Below are 19539 nucleotides of genomic sequence, written 5' to 3'. Positions count from 1 at the left end.
TAATTACTTAGCCAGATCGGCAAATTTGCGCCCTTGTTCGGCGAGTTGTTTAAGTAACGGGGCAATCTCCCAGTCATCGCCGTAGCGCGATTTAAAGTCTTCCATATCCGCTACAATATTTTTGAGTCCGACGGTATCGGCGTAAAACATAGGGCCACCGCGGTAAACCGGAAAGCCATAGCCATAGATGTACACCACGTCGATATCCGAGGGGCGCTGGGCGATACCTTCGTCAAGAATAAGTGCTGCTTCGTTGATCAATGGATAAATCAGGCGCTTAACGATTTCCTCATCGCTAATGTCTTTGGCGGTGCGGTTCAGTGCAGCCATGGCCTGCTGAATGATTTCATCCACTTCCGGATCGGGGATCGGCGTGCGCGAGCCAGCTTCGTAGTGGTAATAACCTTTACCGGCTTTTTGTCCTAACCGCCCCGCCTCAACAAGACGGTCTGCAATGGCGCCATCGGTAACCGGTACGTCGTCGCCGCGCTCACGGCGCTCTTTGCGCACCCGGTAGCCCACATCAAGACCCGCCAAATCCCCCATAGTGAGGGGCCCCATTGCCATACCAAAATCGTACAGGGCTTTGTCGATGCGCACCGGTGCAACGCCGTCCAGCAACAAAGCCCCTGCCTCGCGGCCATAACCTTTGAGCATTCGGTTACCAATAAAGCCATCGCAAACGCCCGATACCACGCCTATTTTATTAATGTCTTTCGCCAGCTTCATGGCGGTGGCCATCACGTCATCGGCGGTCTTTTCGCCGCGCACGACTTCCAGCAAACGCATAATGTTTGCCGGGCTAAAAAAGTGTAAGCCAATGACATCTTCCGGACGGGAGGTAAACGAAGCAATGGTATCAATGTTCAGCGTAGAGGTATTACTGGCCAGAATGGCACCGGGCTTACAGTATTTATCCAATTTGGTAAACACGTCTTTTTTAACGCCCATATTCTCAAATACGGCTTCAATTACCAGATCAACACTGTCGAGTTCGGCGTAGGCATCCGTGCCCGACAGCAAGGCTTTTGACGCATCAGCCTGGTCCTGAGTAATACGGCCTTTGTTAACCTGTCCATCATAGTAGGCGTAAATATGTTCAATACCCCGCTCGAGAGCTTCAAGACTCATTTCGAGCAGCGTTACCTGCATGCCTTTATTCAGAAAGTTAATTGCAATACCGCTGCCCATGGTACCGGCACCAATAATGGCCACACTGTTAACCTCCCGGGTTGGCGTGGCTTTGTCCAGGCCCACGACGTGACCAGCCTGACGCTCGGCAAAAAACAGGTGGCGCTGAGCCTGGGACTGCGTGCCGGTCATTAATTTTAAAAACAGCTCACGTTCCTTTTTACAACCTTCAGCAAAATCGCATTCAACCGCGGCCTGCACTACATCCACGCAATACTGCGGCGCATCAAAGCCGCGTCGTGTTTTAGCCAGCTTGGCGCGGTACTCATCAAACACCGCCGGATCTGACACCGTCGCGGTCATATCACTGATGCGCTTGAGGGGTTGTCCATCGGCTACCACTTGTTTGGCAAAGGCAATGGCGTTGTCCAGCAAGTCGCCGTCAACCACCTTATCTACCAACCCGGCTTTGGCCGCTTCAGTGCTGCTGACCTTGCGACCACTGGTGATCATATCAAGCGCCAGTTCAACACCGGCAATCCGCGGCAGTCGCTGGGTACCGCCAGCGCCGGGTAGTAAACCCAGCAACACTTCGGGCAAACCGACTTTGGCTGACGCTAACGCCACCCGGTAATGACAGGTCAATGCCACCTCCAGGCCGCCGCCCAGGGCTGTGCCATGCAGTGCCGCAACGATAGGTTTTGAAATGGTGTCCATATCGGCGAGTAAATCAGGCAAGGCTGGCGGCTGCATGGGTTTGCCGAATTCGGTAATGTCCGCACCAGCAATAAAGGTTTTGCCCCGACAGCTCAGCACAATAGCCTCAACGCTCTGGTGTTGTTCGGCCTCGCGCACGCAGCTTTGCAGACCGCTGCGCACAGCAAACGACAAGGCATTCACCGGCGGGTTATCTACTTCAATTACAGCGATGTTGTCGACGATATTCATCGTTACAGCAGAAGTCATAATGGGTTTCCTGTATGAATTATTTGCCATCATAGTAACGCAGTGAAATCATTTTTGTAAAATACAATTTCACTATGCGGTATATAAATATCATTTTATCAAATATCAGAACATCATATAAAGCGGTTTAAAAAGGCGCCTGGGCAGCCAGAGCATGTTACTTTGTGGCAATTGTTAAGTTTATGTAGACAATTATATAGACTTTGAGTTTCGCTATGCGGTAGTATATTTCGCGAAACATGGATTTTGACTAATTTGAGGCGACTATGAAGAGCGAACAGTTTGCAGACTACGGTCAGGCACTGACTACCAATGAGTATTCCACGCCCGAGCCAAAGGGCGAGGAGGTCCTGATAAAAATCGATGCCTGTGGCGTATGTCATAGCGACATACACGTGTGGGATGGCTATTTTGATCTGGGCGGAAACCATAAAATTGATATGCGTGGCAGCCATAAACTGCCGTTTACGCTGGGTCACGAAATAGCCGGTGAAGTGGTTGCCTGTGGCGATGACTCTAGCGCTAAGATTGGCGAAAAGGTCATTGTTTACCCCTGGATCGGCTGTCAAAAGTGCCCACTTTGCAAAACCAATCAAGAACACCTTTGCTATCAGCCCCGCTCATTAGGTATAGCGGTAGACGGTGGATTTAGCGATCATGTGGTGGTGCCACACAGTAAATACGCATTTCCACTCAACAACCTGTCACCTGAACTGGGCTGCACCTATGCGTGCTCCGGTGTCACGGCCTACAGCGCAATTAATCAAATCAAAGATCTGGTGCAAGGTCGCCAGTTGCTGATTATTGGTGCGGGCGGCGTGGGCTTAAGTGGTCTGGCGGTCGCTAAAGCGCTGCTTGACTGCGAGATCATCGTGGCCGACATCGACGCCCAAAAACGTGAGCTGGCCCTTGCCGAAGGGGCCGACTCAGTTATCGACCCTTCAGATAAAAGTGCCCTTGGCGCTTTGATTAAGCGCACCTACGGTGGGGTGGCTGCTGCCGTTGATTTTGTTGGCTCTGACCGCAGTGCCGGTTTTGGCGTACAGGCACTTAATAAAGGCAGCATGCTGGTGGTGGTTGGTTTATTTGGCGGTGCCATGCCGCTTTCTATCCCCCTACTACCGTTAAAAGCCATCACCATTAAAGGCTCCTTTGTGGGTAGCCTCGATGATATGCATGCACTCATGGAACTGGTTCACGCCGGTAAAATCGCGCCGATCAAAATCTCGCAACGAGACATGTGCTGTGCCCAGCAAACCCTCGAAGACTTGCGTGACGGAAAGGTCGCTGGTCGTGTGGTACTGGTTCCCGACAACAACGGAGAATAAGCGATGAAAGCAATTGTATGTCATGATTTTGCGCCTCTTGAGCAGTTAGCCTTTGAAGACTGGCCAACGCCTGACACCGGGGCCGACGAAGCGCTGGTTAACGTGGCTGCCATCGGGGTTAATTTTCCCGATGCATTATTAGTGCAAGGCCTCTATCAGGCTAAACCCGAACGGCCGTTTGTGCCTGGCGCCGAGTTTTCCGGGGTTGTCGAAGCCGTGGGAGAGAATGTTACGCACCTTAAAAAAGGCGATCGCGTGGTGGGGCTTAGCACTCATTACAGTGCCTGCGCCGAGCAAATTAGTGTGCCGGCAGCGCGTCTCATCCCGGTGCCCGACCATATTCCTATGCAAGAGGCCGCCGGATTAATTTTAGCCCACGGGACTGCCCACTATGCACTTAAGCAACGGGCCAACCTGCAGCCGGGTGAAACCCTGCTGGTGTTAGGCGCGGCCGGAGGAACCGGACTGGCGGCAGTACAAATCGGCAAAGCCATGGGTGCGACGGTGATTGCCGGTTGCTCTACCGATGAAAAACTAAATCTGGCTAAAGAAAACGGCGCCGACGTCCTCATTAATTATAACAGCGACGACTTGCACACCCAATTACGCGAGCTCACAAAGGGTAAAGGGGTAGATGTGGTGTACGACCCTATTGGCGGCGAGCTGTTTAATGTTTGTAGCCGTAATATGGCGCCAGCCGGACGCCTGCTGGTGGTTGGCTTTGCCGGTGGCGATATCCCAAAATTTCCGGTCAATTTAGCGTTAGTCAAAGAATACGCGGTTGTCGGGGTATTTTTTGGTGCTTTTACCCGTCGCGACCCGGCCGCCTATGCCGACAACATGCGTGAGTTACTCGCCTGGTATAAAGACGGCAAAGTGCAGGTGCATATTGATGCCACCTACCCGCTGGCGCAAACCGCCGAAGCCTTTGCCGCCGTCATGCACCGCAAAGCCCGTGGCAAGCTCATTATTACCCCTTAATGGCTCTTCAATTACTTCACAAAACCTACCGAGGTAGCTATGCATTTTGAACACAGCGAACGCGTTAAAACGCTCCAGCAAAAACTTAACGGTTTTATGGATGACCATATTTACCCGCGCTTGCAACAGCATCGCGATGAAATAAAAGCCGGCCAGTTTCCGGTATCGTTTATGAGCGATCTAAAAGCCCTGGCCAGAAGCGAAGGGTTATGGAATTTGTTTTTGCCCGGTTTGCAGGACGATGAACCAGGCACCCGTTTGAGCAATCTTGAATATGCGCCACTGGCCGAGATTATGGGACGGGTATCGTGGAGTTCGGAGGTCTTTAACTGCAACGCCCCGGATACCGGCAACATGGAATTACTACACATGTTTGCCACTGAAGCACAGCGTGAAACCTGGCTCAAACCTCTGCTTAACGGCGAAATACGTTCGGCGTTTGCCATGACCGAACCCGATGTGGGCTCATCCGATGCCACCAATATACAAACCCGGATTGTTCGCGATGGTGACGAATACGTGGTGTCAGGGCGAAAATGGTATATTTCAAATTCTGCTCACCCGAACTGCCGGCTGTTTATATTAATGGGTAAGACCGATCCGGATAACCCCAATCCTCACCACCAGCAAAGTATGGTGCTTATCCCCAGGGATACTCCGGGGGTTAAGATACTGCGCAATTTGAAAGTAATGAATCACAGCAACCCACATGGTCACTGTGAAATTCTGTTTGATAACGTACGCATCCCCGCCAGTAATTTACTCGGCGAAGAAGGGCAAGGATTCGCCATGGCGCAGGCGCGTTTGGGCCCGGGCCGGATTCACCATTGTATGCGCTCCATCGGCCAGGCCGAACTCGCTCTGCAACTATTAATTGGCCGGGCCCAGGAACGTAAAACCAACGGCAAGTTTTTATATCAGCATGGCGCAGTAGCCGACTGGATTGCCAGATCGCGGATCGAAATTGAACAGGCCAGGCTATTGGTATTAAAAGCAGCGTGGAAAATTGACGAGGTCGGCGCTAAGGCGGCCGCAGATGATATTTCGCTGATCAAAGCACTCATCCCAACCCTGCACACCACGGTGGTTGACCGGGCCATGCAAACCTTTGGTGCGATGGGAACATCCGAAGATCTGCCACTGGCCGATATGTGGTCGCAAGGGCGCGCACTGCGCTATGCGGATGGTCCGGATGAAGTACATATCCGCAAAATAGCCCGCATGGAAATAAAGCGCAGCAACAACGAAAACATCAAATTAGATCATTTTTATTTTCGCCCTGAATATGACGAAATTATTTAAAAATGAACTATTGATTTCGCTATGTGAAACTGTATACTGCAAATGATGACTTAATAACCTTTTAACGGGCGTCACTTTTGCAGGATACAGTATTATGAATATTAACTTTTCCGAACAGGAACTGGCCTTCCAACAGGAAGTGCAAACCTTCTTCCGCGAAGAGCTACCAGAGGTAGTACAGGAACACATTAACAACGGTCTCGCCTTTAACGCCGATGTCACCGTTGCGTATCAAAAAGCGTTGTATAAAAAAGGCTGGGCAGGCACCAACTGGCCGGTAGAACATGGCGGCACCGGCTGGACATCCACGCAGAAATACATATTTCAAACTGAAATGGCCAAAGCTAAAGCCCCACGGCAAATTCCGTTTGGTTACTCTATGGTGGCGCCAATCATCTATACCTTCGGTAACGACGAACAAAAACAGCGCTTTTTACCCGATATTCTGGCTTCCAACACCTGGTGGTGTCAGGGCTATTCAGAACCCAACGCAGGATCAGATTTAGCCGGTTTAAAAACCCGTGCAGTGCGCGATGGCGATCACTACGTGGTTAACGGCACCAAAACCTGGACTACCTTGGGCCACCACGCCGACTGGATTTTTTGCCTGGTACGCACCAGCGAAGAAGACAGCAAACAAAAAGGCATCAGCTTTTTATTAATTGAAATGAACTCGCCGGGCGTGAGCGTTAAACCCATCATTACTTTAGATGGTCGTCGCGAAGTCAACGAAGTCGCTTTTCAGGACGTGAAAGTGCCCGTAGAGAACTTAATTGGTGAAGAAGGTAAAGGCTGGACCTATGCCAAGGTATTGTTGACGCACGAGCGCACCAATATCGCGGGCGTGGCGGTATCCAAGCAACGCCTTGATGCTTTGTATGACTTACTCGACACACCACCAGAAGGCTGCCCTGATCTCAAACACAATAGCGTGTTTATGGCCCGTGTATTACAGGTAGAAATGGAGCTCAAAGCGCTGGAGTTTACTGACCTGCGCGTGTTGTCGTCGGTTAGTACCGGCAGTGCACCGGGACCTGAGTCGTCCATTTTAAAAATTAAAGGCACGGAGATTCAGCAGGCGCTGGACGAGCTCTATGTGGAAATGGCGGGGATCTATGCGCTGCCCTTTGTTCCCGAGCAATATGACGAAGCCGGTTACGAACCGCGCATTGAGCCTTTCTTTGCGCCCAACGCCGCACCGCACTATTACAACAACCGCAAAGTCACCATTTACGGTGGCAGTAACGAAATTCAAAAGAACATTATTGCCAAGCAAGTGCTTGGTTTGTAAGGAGGATAAATTATGGATTTTGCATTAAACGATATCCAGCAAATGCTGCAGGACAGTGCGGATAAGTTTATCCACAATAAGTACGACTTTGAAACACGCCAGAAACACAGTAAATCAGAGTTAGGTTACAGTGAAGATAACTGGCAGTTATTTGCTGAACTGGGCTGGCTGGCACTGCCCTTCGAAGAGGAATTTGGCGGTCTCGACGGCAACGCCACCGACGTGATGGTGCTAATGACCGAACTGGGCAAAGGCTTGCTGGTAGAGCCTTATTTATCAACCGTCATTCTGGCTGGAAACGCCATTCAGCGCTGCGGCACTGCAGAGCAAAAAGAGGCTTTGATTGGTGGCATTGTCGGCGGCGAGCTTAAACTGGCCTTTGCCGCCTGGGAAGCCCAGGCTCCAACAGACATCAGCGCCATCACAACTAAAGCCGCGGGCAGCGGCAGCGATGTCGTGCTTAGCGGTAAAAAATCCGTGGTCTTAAATGCCGCCAGTGCCGACAAACTGGTTATTGCAGCGCGCAATGACAATGCGATTGGTCTTTATCTGGTTGATGCTGATGCAGAAGGGATCAGTGCCCATCACTACCCCACCAATGATGGCGGCCGCGCCAGCGATCTAACCTTTAACAATGTGAGCGCTACCCGCCTGGGCGACTCTGATGATGCCGAAGCCACCATCAATGCAGTGTTAAACGACGCCATTGTCGCAGTGTCTGCCGAAGCCGTCGCGCTGATGGATAAAATGCTCAAGGCCACCGTGGAATACACCAAAGTACGCAAGCAATTTGACGTTCCTATCGCCAAATTTCAGGTGCTGCAGCACAACATGGTAGACATGTTTATGGAATGCGAGCAGGCACGCTCTATGGTGTACTTCGCCGCTATCACGATTGGCGAAGGTGATGCCGCTGCCGCCAACAAAGCCAGTCAGTTTTTAAAGTGGAAAATCGGTCAGGCAGCGCGATTAGTCGGCCAGACAGCAGTGCAACTGCACGGCGGTATGGGCGTTACCGACGAACTCGATGTGGGTCACATGTTCAAGCGTTTAACCATGATCAACAGCCTGTTTGGCTCCATGGATTGCCACCTCGACAACCTGGTAAAACAACGCCAGGCAGCATAGGAGAACGCCATGAAAGTACTTGTTACGGTAAAACGTGTCATCGATTACAACGTCAAGATCCGCGTTAAGCCTGATGGTAGTGACGTTGATTTAACCAATGTAAAAATGGCCATTAACCCCTTTTGCGAAATTGCCGTGGAAGAAGCCGTGCGTTTAAAAGAACAAGGCATCGCCAGCGAGATTGTAGTGGTGTCAGTAGGTCCATCGAATGCTCAGGAGCAGCTTCGCACCGCACTCGCACTGGGTGCTGACCGGGCTATTCTGGTCGAAGCAGACGCGCAAACCGAATCTCTCAACGTGGCTAAGCTGCTGGCAAAAGTGGTAGAGCAGGAGCAACCATCACTGGTCATTATGGGCAAACAGGCCATCGATTCGGACAACAATCAAACCGGTCAGATGCTCGCTGCACTGTGTGATATGCCCCAGGCCACTTTTGCCTCAAAGGTTAACGTAGCGGATAACACCGTGACAGTCACCCGCGAAATAGACGGTGGCTTGCAAACACTGGCAATGAAATTGCCGGCTGTGGTGACCACCGATCTGCGTCTTAATGAGCCGCGTTTCGCAAAGTTACCCAACATTATGAAAGCCAAGCGCAAGCCTCTGGAAACGCTATCGCCTGAGTCACTCGGTGTAACGCTAGCCACGCATACCCGCTTAGTTAGTGTGGCACCGCCCGCACAACGCAGCGCCGGCGTTAAAGTGGCGTCGGTAACAGAGCTGGTAGACAAACTCAAAAACGAAGCCAAGGTGATTTGATATGGCCATTTTACTCATTGCAGAACATGACAATCAGGACTTAAAACCCGCCACCCTGAATACGGTATCCGCCGCCATTGAGCTTGATCTGCCCATTACCCTGCTGGTGATTGGTAGTGACTGTCAGGCGGTGGCCGAACAGGCCGGTAAAGTGAGTGGCGTCAGCGACGTAATTGTGGCCGACGACACAGCCTATGCGCATCAGCTGGCCGAAAACACCGCCAGGCTCGTTGCCGAACTGGCCAGTGACTATGACTACATTATGGCGCCGGGTACCACCACGGGTAAAAACGTGATGCCTCGCGTCGCAGCCTTACTGGATGTGGCACAGATTTCCGATATCGTCGCCATTGTTAGCGCCGATACCTTTACCCGCCCCACCTATGCGGGTAACGCCATGGCCACGGTGCAATCGCTGGACAGCAAAAAAGTGCTCACCGTGCGTACCAGTGCCTTTGACGCCGCAGGTATGACCGATAACAGCGCACCTGTGCAGACTTGCGGTATTGTGCACACCAGCCAGAGCGAGTTTGTTGACGAGCAACTAGCCAGGTCAGAACGCCCTGAGCTTGCCAGCGCCAGCGTGATCATCTCCGGTGGTCGTGGCATGGGCAATGGTGAAAACTTTGCCTTGCTGGAAAGTGTCGCCGACAAACTGGGCGCCGCAGTTGGCGCATCACGTGCAGCTGTGGATTCTGGCTTTGTACCCAATGATATGCAGGTGGGTCAAACCGGTAAAATTGTCGCCCCGGATCTGTATATCGCGGTAGGCATCTCCGGTGCCATTCAGCACCTCGCCGGTATGAAAGACTCCAAGGTGATTGTAGCCATCAACAAAGACGAAGAAGCACCGATATTTCAGGTTGCTGATTACGGTTTGGTGGGCGACCTGTTTAGCGTATTACCCGAGCTGGAAAACGCACTTTAACTCGGCCAGCGACCGGCATAACCTGCTGGTCTGCTATACGCCCAACTCGCTGTGACCGGCGCCTGCCGCACAGCCTATTTTATCACTAACCTGAGGATTCGCTGTGGAACGAGAATCGATGGATTTCGACGTTGTCATCATCGGCGCTGGGCCAGCCGGCCTCTCGGCCGCTTATCAAATCAAAAAAATGGCTAACGCCAACGATCAGGAGATCAGTGTTTGTGTGCTGGAAAAAGGCTCTGAAGTAGGCGCTCACATACTCTCGGGTGCCATTCTTGAAACCAGTGCCCTCGACGAACTTATCCCCGACTGGCAAACCCTCGGCGCACCGCTTAATACGCCGGTTACCCGCGATGAACTTTACCTGTTTAAAGACCATGAACGCGCCACCAAAATTCCCGGCTGGGCGATCCCTGCGCCGATGCATAATGACGGTAACTATGTCATCAGCCTGGGTAATTTTTGTCGCTGGCTGGCCAACCAGGCCGAAAATATCGGCGTAGAAATATTCCCCGGCTTTGCCGCTGCCGACATCACCTATCACGACGACGGCTCGGTAAAAGGCGTACTCACCGGTGATATGGGCGTTGCGAAAGACGGTACACACAAAGACGGTTACATGCCGGGTATGGCATTAAATGGCCGCTACACCTTATTTGCGGAGGGTTGCCGAGGTCATCTGGGCAAGCAGTTAATTGAGCGGTTTAAGCTTGATGAACAAAGCGATCCCCAGCATTACGCTATTGGCATCAAAGAATTGTGGGAAGTCGACCCTGCTGTGCATGAGCCCGGTTTGGTGGTGCATGGTTCTGGCTGGCCACTGGACGGTGATACCAGCGGCGGCTGCTTTATGTATCATGCTGAGGATAACCAGGTGGTGGTTGGCCTTATTGTTGATTTAAATTACAGCAACCCGCATTTGAGTCCGTTTGATGAGTTTCAGCAAATGAAACACCATCCGCATTTTGCCGCTGTACTGAGCCAGGGCAAGCGCATTAGCTATGGGGCCAGAGCCATTGCCAAAGGCGGTTTAAACGCGCTGCCGGAAATGGCTTTTCCCGGTGGACTGCTCATTGGCTGTGATGCCGGTACATTAAACTTTGCCAAGATCAAAGGTACCCATACCGCCATGAAATCGGGCATGCTGGCAGCACAAAGCGTTGTAAAAGCATTAAGCCAGGACAAAGAAACCGTAACCCTGAGCGGCTATACCGAAGCCTTTAAACAGTCATGGTTACACCAGGAACTGCACAGCAGCCGTAACTTTGGCCCGGCACTGCATAAATTTGGCACGCTGATCGGCGGCGCTTATAACTGGCTTGAGCAAAATCTGTTTAACGGCAAGGTGCCCTGGACACTGCACGATCGAACCCCCGATTACGCGCAGCTCAAACCCGCCAGCGAATGCCCGGCAAAAGACTACCCTAAGCCCGATGGCAAACTGAGCTTCGACAAATCTTCTTCGGTGTATATGTCCAATACCAACCACGAAGAAGATCAACCGGTGCATTTGCAGCTAAAAGACCTTTCGATTCCGGTGCAGGTGAATCTGCCTCGCTATGACGAACCCGCCCAGCGTTACTGCCCGGCGGGCGTGTATGAAATCGTCGAGGGCAGTGCCGGCCCCGAGCTACAAATCAACGCCCAAAACTGCGTGCATTGTAAAACCTGTGACATTAAGGATCCGTCACAGAATATTTGCTGGGTGGTGCCTGAAGGCGCCGGTGGCCCCAATTATCCCAACATGTAGGACGTGGTTATGAATGCGATTGAGCAGATTGGTGTAGTAGGAGCCGGTGCCATGGGCCGCGGCATTGCACAAGTGTTGCTGGGCTGTGGTAAACGAGTCATCCTAGCCGATGCCCAACCGCAGGCACTCAGCGATGCCAAAGCATTTATTGATAAAATGCTCCGCAAGCAAGCCGACAAAGGGCAGCTCGCTGAGATCACAGCCGAACAGGCGTTAGCTAACCTCACGCTCATCGACAGCAAGGCACTTGCGGCCATGGCTGACTGCAATCTGGTGGTTGAAGCCATCGTGGAGCAACACGAGGCAAAAGCGGCCCTGTTTGCCGAACTTGAGCAACACGTTTCCGACACCTGCATTTTAGCTACCAATACCTCATCATTGTCGGTCACCCGTCTGGCTGGCGGATGCCAGCATCCCCAGCGGGTTGCCGGCTGGCATTTTTTTAACCCGGTGCCGTTAATGCGCCTGGTCGAAGTTATTAGCGCCATGCAAACCGCAGCGCATGTCGGCGAACAACTGATTGCGTTAACGCGCGAGTTTGGCCATACCCCGGTGACGGTAAAAGACATGCCCGGCTTTTTAGTTAACCATGTGGGCCGCGGCTACGGCGGCGAGGCATTGCACATACTGGCCGAACAAGTCGCCGATGTGGCCACTATCGATCGCATTCTTACTACCCAGTGCGGTTTTAAAATGGGCCCCTTTGCCTTGTTTGATTTAACCGGGCTGGATGTTTCACATCGCGTGACAGAATCCATTTACCAGCAGTTCTACCACGACCCACGCTATCGGCCCAGCCCGCTGGCTGAATTGCGCGTACAGGCTGGATTATATGGCCGCAAAAGCGGTAAAGGTTTTTACGCATATGAGGACGGCAAGCCAATTGAGCCAACGTCTCCGGCAATACCGGCATATGCGCCCAAACCGGTTTGGATTGCCCGGGCGGATACCCCGGAAGCTCAGCAGTTAGCGATGTTGCTGGCCAGTACCGGGGTAACCATTGAAAACAATGTCCAGCCCTCAGATCAGGCGCTTATTTTAATCAGCCCCTGGGGCATCGACGCTACCAGTATGGCGCATCAGTTAGGTGTTGATCCGCAGCGCACCATCGCTGTGGACCCGCTGTTCGCCGAATCACCGCTGCGGGTACTCATGCGTACCCAATCAACCAGCGACGAATTTGCCGACAATGCACAGGCACTGTTCGCTGTTGCGGGTAAACAAGTTGCGACGATCAACGATAGCGATGGGTTTGTTAGTCAGCGGACGCTGGCCTGCATTATTAACATTGCCTGCGACATTGTACACAAAGGCATTGCCAGTGCCCGCGACGTGGATAGCGCCATGCAGCTTGGACTGGGCTATCCCTTTGGCGCATTTGCCTGGGCTGAACGCATTGGTTATGAGCGTGTCCTGACAATTCTTAATGCGCTGTTTGCTCAAACCGGCGATCCCCGCTACCGACCCAGTCGTTACCTGGTGCGGTGCGTGCTGACCGAATACCAACCAACAAAACAATAAAAGGTTTGCCTATGCAACATGCTTATATCTATGACGGATTGCGAACGGCCTTTGGTCGTCATGGCGGCGCCCTGGCGCATACCCGGCCAGACGACTTGCTGGCACTCTGTCTCAAGGGGTTACTAAGCCGCCAGGATATGCCTCTGGAAACTATCGAAGATGTGGTAATAGGATGCACCAATCAGGCCGGTGAGGATGCCCGTAACGTAGCCCGTCACGCAGCGCTACTGGCTGGCTTGCCGGTAACGGTGGCGGCGCAAACCCAAAACCGCTTGTGCGGCAGTGGCTTGTCGGCAGCCATTGAAGCGAGTCGTGCCATTGCCTGCAATGAGGGCGAGTGGCTAATTGCCGGGGGCGTTGAAAGTATGAGCAGGGCGCCCTTTGTGATGGCCAAGAACAGTCAGCCATTTGGCCGCGATATCAGTGTTTTCGACAGCACGATTGGGGCACGCTTTCCTAACCCGCAGATCAGCGCCAACTTTGGCGATGATACCATGCCGCAAACCGCCGACAATATCGCCCACGAGCTCAACATTTCCCGGCAGCAAAGTGATACCTTTGCCCTTGCCTCGCAACACAAATACCAGCGGGCAAACAGCCATGGTTTCTTTGCTGACGAAATACTGCCTGTGTCTGTTGCTACCGCGAAGCGACGGGTAATGAGTGAAATGACCAAAGATGAACACCCCCGTGCCGACTCAAGCGCTGAAAAACTGGCGTCATTGTCACCGCTATTTACCGGTGGCGTGGTTACCGCCGGCAATGCGTCGGGGATCAATGATGGCGCCGCGGCATTGTTGCTTGGCAGTCTGGCAGCCGGCGATAAGCTGGGGATATCACCACGGGCGCGGATTGTCGCCTCTGCCGTAGCCGGCGTAGAACCGCGGGTAATGGGGCTTGGCCCGGTGTACGCCATACGTAAAGCACTCAAGCGGGCTAAGCTGTCTCTTGATGATATGGATATTATTGAAATTAACGAAGCTTTTGCAGTGCAGGTATTAGGCTGTTTGCAATTACTCGGCATTAGCTTTGATGATGCGCGCGTGAACCCCAATGGCGGCGCTATTGCTGTCGGGCACCCTCTTGGTGCCTCGGGCATTCGCTTACTGCTCACGGCTTTGCGTCAGTTAGAGGCATCACAAGGGCGCTTCGCTGTTGTTAGCCTGTGTATAGGCGTTGGTCAGGGCGTAGCCATGGTAATAGAACGCGTTTAGTCAAACGCCTGTTAACGCGGGCATTTGTAAAGCCAGACATCCAGTGTATACTCAGGTTCAAAGAGAATATTCGCTAATAATATGAATAATTCGAAGCCTTGAGCACCCTGACAAACGCTACCTGTTTGGCTATTTCTCAGCAAGCTTAGAAAAAGAGTAACACTTTGTATGACCGAGTTTAGTGACCTTCCGCGTAAAAAAAATGATACCAACGACCGCAAGTTTATTGAGTCACTTGCCAGGGGACTGGATGTATTAAGGGCGTTTAGCCAACAAGGCGGCGTGCTGGGCAATCAGGATCTGGCCCGGATTACCGGCTTACCCAAACCCACCATCTCCAGAATGACCTATACCTTAAGCAAGCTGGGTTATTTGTCTTATTCTACGCAGTTGGAAAAGTACCAGCTGGATGCCGGCGTATTGGCGCTCGGTTATGCGTACACGTCTAATTTACAGGTTCGCCGGATAGCCAAGCCCATGATGCAGGCACTCGCTGATAGGGTTAACCTGTCGGTAGGCCTCACCATCCGCGAACGTCTTACCATGATTTATGTTGAAAACTGCCGTGGTGACGATGCCCAGGCGCTGCGCATGGATGTGGGTTCCAGCCTGCCTATCCCTACTTCAGCGGCGGGCCGTGCTTATTTGGCCGGCATGCCACTGGAAGAACGGGAAGTGGTGATGAAGGAGCTTGAAACCCGTGCCGGCGACAAATGGCCACAGCATAAAGCCAGCCTCGACAACGCATTTAAATGCTACGAAGAATACGGCTTTGTGACCTCGTTCGGCGAATGGGATCGCGCCGTCAACAGCGTTGGCGTGCCAATCCGCTTGCAGGACGGCCGCGTTATGGCGTTAAACTGCGGTGGACCTACCTATTTAGTCTCCGAAGATATGGCATTAAACAGCGTTGGCCCGCAGCTTGTTCATGTTGCGCGCGACATCGTAGGCACTGGCGTATAGCCTGTTTGCCTGCAGTGCGCCGCAAGCGCGTTGGCATTACAACACTCACACCGGAAACAATTGCTACATTCTCATATTGTTGAAGCGCTGAAACGCGGTGAGACCCGCAACCTAATCAATGAATCCAGATCATGGCCGATAGAAGAACGGTAGTCGATAATATCCCTGTTCTGACAGTCGTTGATCGCCCCGAGGCTTAACTGACTTCGTGTTCGAAGCGCATTCATGTAGTGAAAATCATAAACCATAAGGCCGATTGGCCTTTCCCCAAAAATAACACCATGACAGCACTTTGTGTAGCAACAGCGTGACCGGCGCACAGGCCTGGCGTTTTGTTGCTAAAAAGCAGGACGTAAATGGCTACATGAGTCGTTTACGGGGTTGGATGCCAAGGATGGATAGCCAGAAAGGGAAGTACAAAGACATAAAAACGGTATACTTATTATCTGAGTTCGGGAACTAATAAAAACTTACCATTTCCAATAGCGGTTATTTTAAAGAAGTATTTATAAGGATATTACGTGAAAAACACATTGTTAACGCTTGCGTTAAGCTCAACACTTCTGTCATTTGATTCATATGCCAGCGAGAGACCTTTTCTTGAATTTGGAGTCGGTATTGAATATGGGGGATTAGGAACTCAAATACACTTGCCGCTCCGTTTCGAAGATGTTGATGTTTATCTGGCCGCAGGCGTATTTTCTTATTCAAGCCGAACCAATGAAGAATATGGCTTTGGCGGAGGTTTTAATTACTATCTTCAGAAGCACCATTCAATCAATCTCTATTATGGCGTTTTGAATGAAAGAAGCTATTTCAATGAAAGAAACTACTTCACAGATCAGTTTGAGGTTAAAAGAGAACAAGATTATGGACTATCTCTAGGTTACAAATACTACTTTAACAATCGCAGTAAGTCTGGTCTTACACTCGGCGCCACATTAAACGTTTATGACGATGATACATATCCGTTTTTCAGCATAGGCTACAGGTACTAATTGTTCTCTGTTTAAAAGAGGCTATCAAAATAGCCTCTTTTTATGAAATATTCACAGAAGTAGTATCTTTCAACAATTCACGTCCGAAAAAAGATTGCGGCAAAAGTTTACGCTGATTGCGGCGCAAATTCGATGTCATAGCTGCGTGACGATAGCTATTGTCTAGCCGGGCGCAACTCACTAAAAAATTGCAGTTCAATTCTGTCTGGTACAATTTGCTCAAATATCCATATGGATATCGCTAAATTGCTACCGCATACGGCAACTCCCCTCGCGCTTTCGCATTAACTGTGACCTGTCTTTCTAATGTAAAACAAATGTTACTTGTTGTTGACATCCATCGTCTTAAGGAAATAAAATGAAACAATAATTCCACATAGCGAAATGATATATCGAAATGTATAATTTTATTAATCTTATGGCAGTCTTGTGTTTGTCTGGCCTGCTGCTGTTATCCTCGGCGGCTTACAGCCAGTCAGAGCAGTCACCAAAGATATTACGCATCGCATCATGGGGTCCGCCTCAGCATTTTTTGTCTCAGTCGCGCAGTGCCTGGATTGACGCCGTTAACGCGCGTGCCGGCGGCAGAATAAAAATTATTGATTACCCCGGAGGGCAACTCTACGGCCCTAAGGATATGCACCGGGCTGTGTCGCGGGGCTTAATTGATATGGGCGTTATCCTGCAACCCCGGCTTATGGCAACGGTACCGCTGTTGCAGGGCGTGTATCTGCCTTTTGCCTTCGACTCCATGGAGCAGGCCGCCAAGGCTTACAGCGGTGAATCGCTGGCGATCATCGACCAGGCCATGCGAGAGAAGAATCTGCAGCTCATTTACCCTAGTTTTAGCGGCGGTGTGGATATTTTTAGCTCCCGTGGGTTAATAAATACGCCAGCCGATATGAAAAACCTGCGCATTTTAGCCACCAGCCCCATGTTTACCGATCTGCTACTAAGATTAGAGGCTGCGCCTGATACCTCGATAGCTCAGAGCGAACAATACATGGCCCTGAAGCGCGGCGTAGCCGACGCCACTATTAACGGCATCGTCACCGGGTATTTCCAGCGCAATCACGAAGTCGCCCGCTATGTAACGAAAGCCAACATGAGCTTTCCCACTGTGTTACTGACTGTCAACCTGGACGTGTGGAACGCCTTACCTGAGGATATTCGAACCATCATGATGGAAGAAGGCGAAAAACAAAAAGCCTATTCACTCGCCGCTTCAGCCGCCATGGAAGCACGCTTTACCAACGCCATCGCAGAACAAGGCGGTATTTTTAAGGCCATGCCAGCCGCCACTCGCCAACAGCTCCAAACGGTAAGTAGTGGCGTGTGGCACGCCTGGGCCGAACAAAACGGCCCCCAGGCCCGTCGACTGCTACAACTTAATCTGCCTCAACCCGAACAAGCTGTGGAGTAGTATCATGCGAACTCATCGTTTTGCCTTTCAATACGCCATTGATGCCCTATGTAAAGCCGGTGCATGGTTAGCTGCCATTTGCCTTTTTGTGTTGGCGTTAGTGGTGTTCTATGAAGTGTTTATTCGCTACACCACCGGCCATTCCAGCAGTTGGATCAAAGAGTTTTCGGTGTATCTGATGATGGCAGTCGGCTTTCTGGCAGCGGCCTATGCGCTGCAACTGAACAGTCACTTTGCGATTACTTTTTTTGTCGACAGGCTCAGCCCGACCAACCGCCGGCGAATGCAGATAAGTACTCATCTCGTGGGTTTTTGCTATGCACTGATATTCGTGGTGAAGGGCGTCGATATGGTTAGCTTTGTGTATGCCATCGGCGATACCAGCACCGGATTATTACAAACCCCACTCTGGTTACCCGCCAGTCTCGTGCCGATCAGCGGCGTGTTACTGTGTTTGCAGTTTCTCAACCTCTGCATTGATAGCTTCACACAGGAGCACATGTAATGGATGGCTTAATGATCTTCCTTGGTATGCTGGTATTTATGCTGGTACTGCTGAGCGGCCTGCCGGTTGCTTTTGGTTTGGGCTTTCTGGCTATCTTACTGCTCAGTGCTTATGTGGGCCCTGATATTGCTACCGATATTGCCGTCGAAAAGGCCTATGCCGCGATTGACTCAGACATTCTGGTGGCCATTCCCCTGTTTATACTCGCTGCCCAGTTGATATCGGCCACCGGCATGGGCAAACGCCTGTTCGATGCCGCCGGAGTATTTTTATGGCGCCTTCGGGGTGGTCTGGGCGTAGCCACCATTGGCAGCAGCGGTATTTTTTCGGCCATGACCGGCTCCAGCTTTGTGTCGTCATCAACCATGGGGCTTATCGCTATACCGGAGCTGCGTAAAGCTGGCTACGGCGAAGCCAAGATTGCCTCGGCCATAACGGCTGGCGGCACGTTAGGCAGTATGATCCCGCCCAGCATTGTGATGATTGTTTATGGATACCTTACCGATGAGTCTATCAGCAAACTGTTTATGGCGGGTGTGCTGCCAGGGTTATTGCTGATCGCATTGTATTCGTTATTTATGATCTACACCGGTCATGCCGAGCACACCAAGCCCAGTGAAAAACCCTCACAACGCAAACGCCACGCCGTCAAAGAAGCGTTCTGGGGCATCATGGCACCGGTGCTGATTCTTGGTGGCATATACTTAGGTATTTTTACCGCCTCAGAAGCCGCAGCCGTAGCAGTGGTGTACTGCCTGATTATTGGTTTTTTTGTGTACCGCACGCTGAATATCAAAACGCTGTGGGAGCAACTGATGGCCGCGGCGGTAACCTCCGCCATGGTGACCATGATCATTATTGGCGGCGCTATCTTAGGCCACAGCGTGATTTTTGGCCGCATACCACAGGAAGTGCTGAGCGCCATTATTGCGCTGGATATCTCGCCTATCGCATTGCTGATTATCATTAATCTGGTGCTTTTTGTGTTGGGCATGTTTTTAGAAGTGCTGGCGCTGATGTACCTGGTGATCCCGTTACTGATACCAGTGATCGCGCACATGGGCTGGGATAACATTTGGATCGCGGTGATGCTGTTAATCAATGTCAACCTGGCGCTTATCACGCCCCCTATGGGCGGCGTACTCTATGTGGTTTCACATATTGGTAATATGCCCCTGGGCACCGTTATGAACGGCGCGCTAATGCCTATAGGCTCGCTGCTGCTGGTACTCGCCCTCACCCTGCTGTTTCCGGGTTTGGCACTATGGCTCCCCGGCCTGACCGGCTAAGGTCTCCACAATTCCAGACATCTTTACGTTTATAACAATATAATCTGTTTATACCGGGCTAC

Annotated in this window: 16 protein-coding genes; 15 read left to right on the top strand and 1 reads right to left on the bottom strand. The window is 51.5% G+C overall.

Translation table 11 applies throughout. From position 1 onward, the window contains the following. Positions 1 to 3: 3 nt before the first annotated feature. Positions 4 to 2097, bottom strand: a complete 2094-nt coding sequence (locus OIK42_RS05175) for a 3-hydroxyacyl-CoA dehydrogenase NAD-binding domain-containing protein (RefSeq protein WP_273638910.1) — start codon at positions 2095 to 2097, stop codon at positions 4 to 6. A gap of 266 nt (positions 2098 to 2363) precedes the next feature. Here OIK42_RS05175 and OIK42_RS05170 point away from each other — a divergent pair, with 266 nt between their 5' ends. The 15 genes from OIK42_RS05170 to OIK42_RS05095 all read left to right on the top strand — a co-directional run bounded on the left by OIK42_RS05170 (position 2364) and on the right by OIK42_RS05095 (position 19477). Continuing rightward, on the top strand, positions 2364 to 3425 hold the full coding sequence (locus OIK42_RS05170) for an alcohol dehydrogenase (protein ID WP_273638909.1): 1062 nt from the start codon (positions 2364 to 2366) through the stop codon (positions 3423 to 3425). A 3-nt stretch (positions 3426 to 3428) separates the two neighbouring features. Further along, on the top strand, positions 3429 to 4406 hold the full coding sequence (locus OIK42_RS05165) for an NADPH:quinone oxidoreductase family protein (protein WP_273638908.1): 978 nt from the start codon (positions 3429 to 3431) through the stop codon (positions 4404 to 4406). Positions 4407 to 4445: 39 nt separating this feature from the next. After that, positions 4446 to 5708: an acyl-CoA dehydrogenase family protein gene (locus tag OIK42_RS05160; RefSeq protein WP_273638907.1), complete on the top strand. Its 1263-nt coding sequence runs from the start codon at positions 4446 to 4448 to the stop codon at positions 5706 to 5708. Positions 5709 to 5802: 94 nt separating this feature from the next. Beyond that, on the top strand, positions 5803 to 6999 hold the full coding sequence (locus OIK42_RS05155) for an acyl-CoA dehydrogenase family protein (RefSeq protein WP_273638906.1): 1197 nt from the start codon (positions 5803 to 5805) through the stop codon (positions 6997 to 6999). 12 nt (positions 7000 to 7011) lie between these two features. Continuing rightward, on the top strand, positions 7012 to 8127 hold the full coding sequence (locus tag OIK42_RS05150; RefSeq protein ID WP_273638905.1) for an acyl-CoA dehydrogenase family protein: 1116 nt from the start codon (positions 7012 to 7014) through the stop codon (positions 8125 to 8127). 9 nt (positions 8128 to 8136) lie between these two features. After that, on the top strand, positions 8137 to 8886 hold the full coding sequence (locus tag OIK42_RS05145) for an electron transfer flavoprotein subunit beta/FixA family protein (protein ID WP_273638904.1): 750 nt from the start codon (positions 8137 to 8139) through the stop codon (positions 8884 to 8886). 1 nt (position 8887) lies between these two features. Then, positions 8888 to 9814, top strand: a complete 927-nt coding sequence (locus tag OIK42_RS05140) for an electron transfer flavoprotein subunit alpha/FixB family protein (RefSeq protein WP_273638903.1) — start codon at positions 8888 to 8890, stop codon at positions 9812 to 9814. A gap of 118 nt (positions 9815 to 9932) precedes the next feature. Continuing rightward, the gene (locus OIK42_RS05135; protein WP_273641408.1) at positions 9933 to 11564 is read left to right on the top strand and encodes an electron transfer flavoprotein-ubiquinone oxidoreductase; all 1632 of its coding nucleotides are present in this window, start codon (positions 9933 to 9935) and stop codon (positions 11562 to 11564) included. Between the two features lie 9 nt (positions 11565 to 11573). Beyond that, the gene (locus OIK42_RS05130) at positions 11574 to 13085 is read left to right on the top strand and encodes a 3-hydroxyacyl-CoA dehydrogenase (RefSeq protein ID WP_273638902.1); all 1512 of its coding nucleotides are present in this window, start codon (positions 11574 to 11576) and stop codon (positions 13083 to 13085) included. An 11-nt stretch (positions 13086 to 13096) separates the two neighbouring features. Further along, the gene (locus tag OIK42_RS05125) at positions 13097 to 14299 is read left to right on the top strand and encodes a 3-oxoadipyl-CoA thiolase (RefSeq protein WP_273638901.1); all 1203 of its coding nucleotides are present in this window, start codon (positions 13097 to 13099) and stop codon (positions 14297 to 14299) included. A 168-nt stretch (positions 14300 to 14467) separates the two neighbouring features. After that, on the top strand, positions 14468 to 15262 hold the full coding sequence (locus tag OIK42_RS05120) for an IclR family transcriptional regulator (protein ID WP_273638900.1): 795 nt from the start codon (positions 14468 to 14470) through the stop codon (positions 15260 to 15262). A 521-nt stretch (positions 15263 to 15783) separates the two neighbouring features. Next, positions 15784 to 16260, top strand: a complete 477-nt coding sequence (locus OIK42_RS05110) for a hypothetical protein (RefSeq protein ID WP_273638899.1) — start codon at positions 15784 to 15786, stop codon at positions 16258 to 16260. Between the two features lie 397 nt (positions 16261 to 16657). Further along, a complete protein-coding gene (locus OIK42_RS05105; protein ID WP_273638898.1) occupies positions 16658 to 17683 on the top strand; it encodes a TRAP transporter substrate-binding protein in 1026 nt (341 codons plus the stop codon). Positions 17684 to 17687: 4 nt separating this feature from the next. Continuing rightward, the gene (locus OIK42_RS05100; protein ID WP_273638897.1) at positions 17688 to 18188 is read left to right on the top strand and encodes a TRAP transporter small permease; all 501 of its coding nucleotides are present in this window, start codon (positions 17688 to 17690) and stop codon (positions 18186 to 18188) included. Beyond that, positions 18188 to 19477 (top strand): TRAP transporter large permease, encoded by a 1290-nt coding sequence (locus OIK42_RS05095; protein ID WP_273638896.1) that lies wholly within the window; start codon positions 18188 to 18190, stop codon positions 19475 to 19477. Before OIK42_RS05100 ends, OIK42_RS05095 begins: the two co-directional genes overlap by 1 nt. Positions 19478 to 19539 lie beyond the last annotated feature (62 nt).

Origin of the sequence: Alteromonas gilva, assembly GCF_028595265.1 — a bacterium.
GTDB lineage: Bacteria > Pseudomonadota > Gammaproteobacteria > Enterobacterales > Alteromonadaceae > Alteromonas > Alteromonas gilva.
This window is presented reverse-complemented; position numbering and strand designations above follow the sequence as displayed.

Excerpts from the sequence above, each read along its gene's own strand:
- OIK42_RS05150 (WP_273638905.1), top strand. The coding sequence starts at position 7,012 with ATGGATTTTGCATTAAACGATATCCAGCAAATGCTGCAGGACAGTGCG.
- OIK42_RS05125 (WP_273638901.1), top strand. The coding sequence starts at position 13,097 with ATGCAACATGCTTATATCTATGACGGATTGCGAACGGCCTTTGGTCGT.
- OIK42_RS05170 (WP_273638909.1), top strand. The coding sequence starts at position 2,364 with ATGAAGAGCGAACAGTTTGCAGACTACGGTCAGGCACTGACTACCAAT.
- OIK42_RS05130 (WP_273638902.1), top strand. The coding sequence starts at position 11,574 with ATGAATGCGATTGAGCAGATTGGTGTAGTAGGAGCCGGTGCCATGGGC.
- OIK42_RS05160 (WP_273638907.1), top strand. The coding sequence starts at position 4,446 with ATGCATTTTGAACACAGCGAACGCGTTAAAACGCTCCAGCAAAAACTT.
- OIK42_RS05145 (WP_273638904.1), top strand. The coding sequence starts at position 8,137 with ATGAAAGTACTTGTTACGGTAAAACGTGTCATCGATTACAACGTCAAG.
- OIK42_RS05140 (WP_273638903.1), top strand. The coding sequence starts at position 8,888 with ATGGCCATTTTACTCATTGCAGAACATGACAATCAGGACTTAAAACCC.
- OIK42_RS05105 (WP_273638898.1), top strand. The coding sequence starts at position 16,658 with ATGTATAATTTTATTAATCTTATGGCAGTCTTGTGTTTGTCTGGCCTG.
- OIK42_RS05120 (WP_273638900.1), top strand. The coding sequence starts at position 14,468 with ATGACCGAGTTTAGTGACCTTCCGCGTAAAAAAAATGATACCAACGAC.
- OIK42_RS05100 (WP_273638897.1), top strand. The coding sequence starts at position 17,688 with ATGCGAACTCATCGTTTTGCCTTTCAATACGCCATTGATGCCCTATGT.
- OIK42_RS05165 (WP_273638908.1), top strand. The coding sequence starts at position 3,429 with ATGAAAGCAATTGTATGTCATGATTTTGCGCCTCTTGAGCAGTTAGCC.
- OIK42_RS05175 (WP_273638910.1), bottom strand. The coding sequence starts at position 2,097 with ATGACTTCTGCTGTAACGATGAATATCGTCGACAACATCGCTGTAATT.
- OIK42_RS05095 (WP_273638896.1), top strand. The coding sequence starts at position 18,188 with ATGGATGGCTTAATGATCTTCCTTGGTATGCTGGTATTTATGCTGGTA.
- OIK42_RS05135 (WP_273641408.1), top strand. The coding sequence starts at position 9,933 with ATGGATTTCGACGTTGTCATCATCGGCGCTGGGCCAGCCGGCCTCTCG.
- OIK42_RS05155 (WP_273638906.1), top strand. The coding sequence starts at position 5,803 with ATGAATATTAACTTTTCCGAACAGGAACTGGCCTTCCAACAGGAAGTG.